We start from the raw sequence: 5,314 nt of genomic DNA, 5'->3' as shown, positions 1-5,314 counted from the left end.
CAGATGTCCAATATGTATTGTAGTCCTACAAAACAGAATGCTGGAAATCAAAATCCGCTCTTGACAACTGCAAAAGGATCGAATACAATGGTTCTGTTAAAGCCATATCTATGTGGCCCTTTGGCGGTGGAATCCCGCCGCTTCGGAGGGAGGGGAAGTCAATGTCGGAAGTCCATGTGAAGGACGGCGAGTCCTTGGAGAACGCACTCAAGCGCTTTAAGCGCAGTTGCGCCAAGTCGGGCGTTCTGGCCGAGGTTCGCAAGCGTGAGCACTACGAGAGCCCGAGCGTCAAGCGCCGCAAGAAGTCTGAGGCCGCCCGCAAGAACCGCAAGAAGTATTACTAAGAATCACAAACCCCCGCGCCGATTCGGCGCGGGGGTTTGTTGCATCCCGGGAAGGGCTTGTGTCAGGATTCCATCTCTCCCCTGGCCCACGCCATGAGGGCGGGCAGGGTGCAATCCTTCCCCAGCAGGGCCCGCTCCTCCGGCTCCAGCTTGGGGAGCAGGGCCTGCCGGGCGGCCGTATATTGGCCGCTCCTCCGGCAGTGGGCCAGCCGAAGGGCAAAGAAGGCCGCCTTTTGGAGGGCGGGGAGGGCCGCCTCCGGCTGGGCGTCAAAGAGGGCGGTGTGGCAGGCGGCATGGTAGAGGGCGGAGGCCGCCGCCCGAACGGCCTCGTCCAGCGTCTCCTTCCCCATGGGGGGCAGCAGTTCCTCCAGAGAGCCGTAGACCGGGAGGGTGTCCAGCCTGAGCTGGAGGGCGTCGAAGGCGGGCCAGGCAGCCAGGGCCGCCCGGTCGCAGAAGAAGCCGCAGGCCCGGTCAGCGAAGGGCATCTTCTCCAGCACACCCCGGCAGACGGCCAGCTCCGCCGCCCCCAGCGCGTCCAGCACCACCACCAGATCCACGTCGCTCTCCGGCCCGGCCTCCCCCCGGCCGAAGCTGCCCTGGATGCCAACAAAGGCCACCCGGCCGGGCAGGGCCTCCAACAGCGGCGGGAGAAAGGCGTCCATCCACGGTCTCCAATCCATTGCTCTGTCCTCCTTTTTTATTTTGGAAGGACAGTATAGCAGAAAACGCCCCGACGGACAAGGGTTACTTCAACAGCTCGGGGAGGAGATCATCCACCTGGGGATAGGCCAGCACGGCGCTGGAGATACCCAGATTGCGGGCCACCTGGAGCTTCTTGCGGATGGAGCCTGCGTCGTCGAACAGGACGAAGTGGGCCCCGTTCTGCCGGGACATGTAGGTAAAGTAGTGGGCGCACAGCTCGCTGGAGAAGAACACCGACGGAGCCCGTTCCTCCAGCCGCTGGCGCAGCTCCTCCCGGGTGAGGGGCATCCCCTGGCCGGTGGGGGAGGGGAGAAAGAAGTCCTCCGCCACCCGCTCCACCGCCAGGGCCACCCGGGCCGCGCCGAAGCGCTCCACCGCCTCCTGAAGGCGCTGCTGGAGGGAGCCGCCGGACAGGGCGGAGGGGATGAGGGCGATGGCGGAGTCGGAGAAGGGGGCGTAGGCCTCGGTCACGTAGAGGGGCCAGCCCCGCTTTTTGGTCAGCTCGCCCAGCGTGCGCACCGCCTGGGCCAGCACCTGGAGGGGATGGCCCTCAAAATCGCAGAGAATACCGTCATACCCTCGGGCCATGCACTCCCGCAGCACCTCCTGGCAGAAGGGCCCGGCCTCGCCGCGGCCGTCGAAGCCGGTGTTGTCAATGACCATCAGGCCGCCCCGCACCGATACCGGGATGCTGGCCCGGAACAGGTGGGGCCCGCCCCCCACCCGGTAGGCCACGTGGGCCACTGGGAGGCCGAAGCGCAGGGCGGCCCGGCACTGGTCGGGCGGCGCGGTGAGAAGAAGCTTCATGCTGGTTTGCATATCTTAGGTACCCCCTTGTCCAAGTTCTGAAAAACGTGGTATAATCACTTATATGCGGACAAGACGGAGAATAGAAGAGGTGAAACCATGGCGCTTCCCATCCTGGCCCACTGGGCGGGCCGGAGCATTTTCGACATCGAGCCCGCCGCCCTGGCCCGGCGGGGCATCCGCCTCCTGCTGGCCGATCTGGACAATACCCTGGCGCCCTATGGGGAACCGGAGCCCACACAGGCGGTGAGGGACTGGGCGGCGGCCCTGGGAGAGCAGGGGATCACCCTCTTTGTGCTCTCCAACAACCGGCACCCGGAGCGGCCCCGCCGGTTTTCCCAGGCGCTGGGCGTGCCCTTCCTGGGCCACGCGGGCAAGCCGAAGCCGGGGGGCTTCCGGCGGGCCATGGAGCAGATGGGCTGCACGCCGGAGCAGACTGCCATCGTGGGGGATCAGCTCTTTACCGACATTCTGGGCGGGCGGAACGCCGGGGTGTTCACTCTGCTGGTGGAGCCTATCCGCCTGGCGGGCAATCCGGGGCGCTACCTGCGCTACGGAGCGGAGTGGCCCTTCCGCATGTGGAGCAAAAGGAGGACAAAACCGTTATGAGCGCAATCTTCGGCCCGGCGGGCAACGCCGAGTCCTTTCCATATAAATCCTCGGCAGACGCCCCCCGCTGGCTGGCGGAGCTGGGACTGGACTGCTATGAGTACCAGTGCGGCAAGGGGGTCAATGTCCGGGAGGAGACCGCCAGGAACATCGGCGCGGCGGCGGTGGCGGCGGGCATCCGCCTGTCCCTCCACGCCCCCTACTTCATCAACCTGGCAAACCCCGACCCCGAGAGCCTGCAAAAGACCATCGGTTACATCACCGCGGCTTGTCAGGCGGCGGACTGGATGGGGGCGGGCCGGGTGGTCATCCACTCCGGCGCGCTGATGAAGCGTACGCGGCGGGAGGCCCTGGACATCGCCCTGCGCTCCCTGAAAGCGGTGATAGCCGCCTGCGACGACGCCGGCTATGGACACATCGCCCTGTGCCCCGAGACCATGGGCAAGATCAACCAACTGGGGGATCTGGACGAGGTGCTGGAGCTGTGTACCCTGGACGAGCGGCTGGTACCCTGCGTGGACTTCGGTCACCTTTACGCCCGCTCCCTGGGGGAGCTGGAGGGGACTGCGGCCTGCGCGTCCATGCTGGACCGCATCCGGGAGGTGCTGGGGGAGGTGCGGGCCGGCGCCTTCCACAGCCACTTCTCCAAGATTCAGTTTACCCCCAACGGGGGCGAGAAGATGCACCTGACCTTCGCCCAGGACGACTTCGGGCCCGACCCCGCCCCCCTCATGGCGGAGGTGGCCCGCCGGGGCTGGAGTCCCACCTTCATCTGCGAAAGCGCAGGCACCCAGGCAGAGGACGCGCTGACTATGAAAAAGCTGTATCAGGCATGTCAGAAGTGAGGGGATGGGGCGCTTTCGCAGGGGCCGGAGCGGGGCGGCGCTTTGCGCCGTACAAGCGTTTTCCCGAAGGGAAAACCTTGATGCCGGGCGAATTCAGTTCGCCCGGGCAGATGAAGGGGCCGGGGCCCCCGGCGGGCCTTGGCCCGCTGGGGCAAGCGCAGGCACCCAGGCGGAGGACGCGCTGACCATGAAGCGGCTGTACCAGGCCGCCTGCGGCTGACGGCGGGCGGTGCGGGTATCCGCCATTTAATTGAGAGAACTATACAGATTGCATGTAATAGAAGGGAAGGTTTTACCATGAATCATCTGAAACAGATTGCGGCCAGGCTGCCGGAATATGGCCTCGATGCCATGCTGCTTAACAGTGAGCCCGGGGAATACTATGCCGTGGGCTTCCACGGAGAGGGCAATGTGGTGGTGACGGCGCAGGGGTGCTTTTACTTCACCGACTCCCGCTACATTGAGGCTGCCAATCACCTCATCACCGGCGCGGAGATCGCCATGACCGGCCGCAGCCGCAACTACCGGGCTATGGTGCAGGAGGTCGTCGACCGCTGCCGCATCCGGAAGCTGGGCTTTGAGGAGGGCTATCTGTCGGTGGCGGACTATAACCTCTGGAAGGAGGGCCTCACCGCCGAGCTGGTGCCCGCCCAGAAGCTGGTGGACGCCCTGCGGGCGGCCAAGGACGACGGGGAGATCGCCCTGATGACAAAGGCCCAGGAGATCACCGACCGCGCCTTTTCCGAGATCCTGAAGTTTATCCAGCCCGGCATGACCGAGCAGGAGATCGCGGCCAAGCTCCAGTACGATATGCTCCGCTTCGGTGCGGAGAAGATGAGCTTCGACCCCATCGTGGTTTCCGGCCCCAACGGCAGCCTGCCCCACGGCATCCCCAGCGCCAAGCAGGTGCAGCAGGGCGAGTTCATCACTATGGATTTCGGCTGCAAGTACGGCGGATACTGCTCCGACATGACCCGCACCGTGGTCCTGGGCGAGCCCACCGGGGAGATGCAGAAGGTCTATCAGACCGTGCTGGAGGCCCAACTGGCGGGCATCGCCGTGACAAAGGCCGGCGTGCCCGGTAAGAGCATCGACGCCGCCGCCCGCAAGGTCATCGAGGACGCGGGCTACGGGGAGTATTTCGGCCACGGCTACGGCCACAGCCTGGGCATCGAGATCCACGAGTCCCCCAACGCGAACACTCGGGAGGAGACTTTGCTGCCTGTGGGCGCCGTGGTGTCCGCCGAGCCGGGTATCTACCTGCCCGGGAAATTCGGCGTCCGCATTGAGGACGTGACGGTTTTGACCGCTGACGGCTGTATGGTCCTCACCAAATCCCCCAAAGAGCTGATTATTCTGTAAAAACCCTTGCAAATAAGGGAAGAATGGGGTAAAATAGCGTAGCTGAATTTTGAGAAACCTTATTTTGGAGGATGAATACCAATGCCTACGATTACTGCCAGTGATTTCCGCAACGGCGTGACCTTCGAGATGGACGGTCAGGTGATGCAGGTGGTGGAGTTCCAGCACGTGAAGCCCGGCAAGGGCGCGGCCTTTGTGCGCACCAAGATGAAGAACGTCATCACCGGCGGTGTGACCGAGACCTCCTTCAACCCCACCGCCAAGTTCGAGCAGGCCTATGTGGAGCGCAAGGACATGGAGTACAGCTACAACGACGGCGATCTGTACTACTTCATGGACCCCGAGACCTACGATCTGGTACCCATCGGCGCCGAGCTGCTGGGCGACAACTTCCGCTTTGTGAAGGAGAACATGGTCTGCAAGATCAACTCCTATAAGGGCAAGATCTTTGCGGTGGAGCCCCCCACTTTTGTGGAGCTGGAGATCACCGAGACCGATCCCGGCTTCCGCGGCGACACGGCCACCAACGTGACTAAGCCCGCCACCCTGGAGACCGGCACTGAGATCAAGGTGCCCCTGTTCATCAACCCCGGCGACAAGATCAAGATCGACACCCGCACCGGCGAGTATCTGGAGCGCTGCAAG

Annotated in this window: 7 protein-coding genes; 5 read left to right on the top strand and 2 right to left on the bottom strand. The window is 64.1% G+C overall.

The window, feature by feature from the left end:
- Window positions 1-161: 161 nt before the first annotated feature.
- The gene (rpsU, locus tag HMPREF0372_RS17500; RefSeq protein ID WP_009259223.1) at window positions 162-344 is read left to right on the top strand and encodes a 30S ribosomal protein S21; all 183 of its coding nucleotides are present in this window, start codon (window positions 162-164) and stop codon (window positions 342-344) included.
- Between the two features lie 62 nt (window positions 345-406).
- Here rpsU and HMPREF0372_RS17495 read toward each other — a convergent pair whose 3' ends face one another.
- Window positions 407-1,024 carry a nucleotidyltransferase domain-containing protein gene (locus HMPREF0372_RS17495; protein WP_007495452.1) on the bottom strand — a complete coding sequence of 206 codons (618 nt, stop codon included), beginning with the start codon at window positions 1,022-1,024 and terminating at the stop codon, window positions 407-409.
- A gap of 64 nt (window positions 1,025-1,088) precedes the next feature.
- Window positions 1,089-1,865, bottom strand: coding sequence for a glycoside hydrolase family 18 protein (locus HMPREF0372_RS17490; RefSeq protein WP_007495450.1), 777 nt, complete (start codon window positions 1,863-1,865; stop codon window positions 1,089-1,091).
- Window positions 1,866-1,952: 87 nt separating this feature from the next.
- Here HMPREF0372_RS17490 and HMPREF0372_RS17485 point away from each other — a divergent pair, with 87 nt between their 5' ends.
- The 4 genes from HMPREF0372_RS17485 to efp form a co-directional block, all read left to right on the top strand.
- Window positions 1,953-2,462, top strand: a complete 510-nt coding sequence (locus HMPREF0372_RS17485; RefSeq protein WP_007495448.1) for a YqeG family HAD IIIA-type phosphatase — start codon at window positions 1,953-1,955, stop codon at window positions 2,460-2,462.
- A complete protein-coding gene (locus HMPREF0372_RS17480; protein WP_007495446.1) occupies window positions 2,459-3,307 on the top strand; it encodes a TIM barrel protein in 849 nt (282 codons plus the stop codon). Before HMPREF0372_RS17485 ends, HMPREF0372_RS17480 begins: the two co-directional genes overlap by 4 nt.
- 297 nt (window positions 3,308-3,604) lie before the next feature.
- Window positions 3,605-4,669 carry a M24 family metallopeptidase gene (locus HMPREF0372_RS17470; RefSeq protein WP_007495442.1) on the top strand — a complete coding sequence of 355 codons (1,065 nt, stop codon included), beginning with the start codon at window positions 3,605-3,607 and terminating at the stop codon, window positions 4,667-4,669.
- Between the two features lie 81 nt (window positions 4,670-4,750).
- Window positions 4,751-5,314 (top strand): elongation factor P (gene efp, locus HMPREF0372_RS17465; RefSeq protein WP_007495440.1); only part of this gene is annotated, 564 nt, incomplete at its 3' end.

Origin of the sequence: Flavonifractor plautii ATCC 29863 (genome assembly GCF_000239295.1) — a bacterium.
GTDB lineage: Bacteria > Bacillota > Clostridia > Oscillospirales > Oscillospiraceae > Flavonifractor > Flavonifractor plautii.
This window is presented reverse-complemented; position numbering and strand designations above follow the sequence as displayed.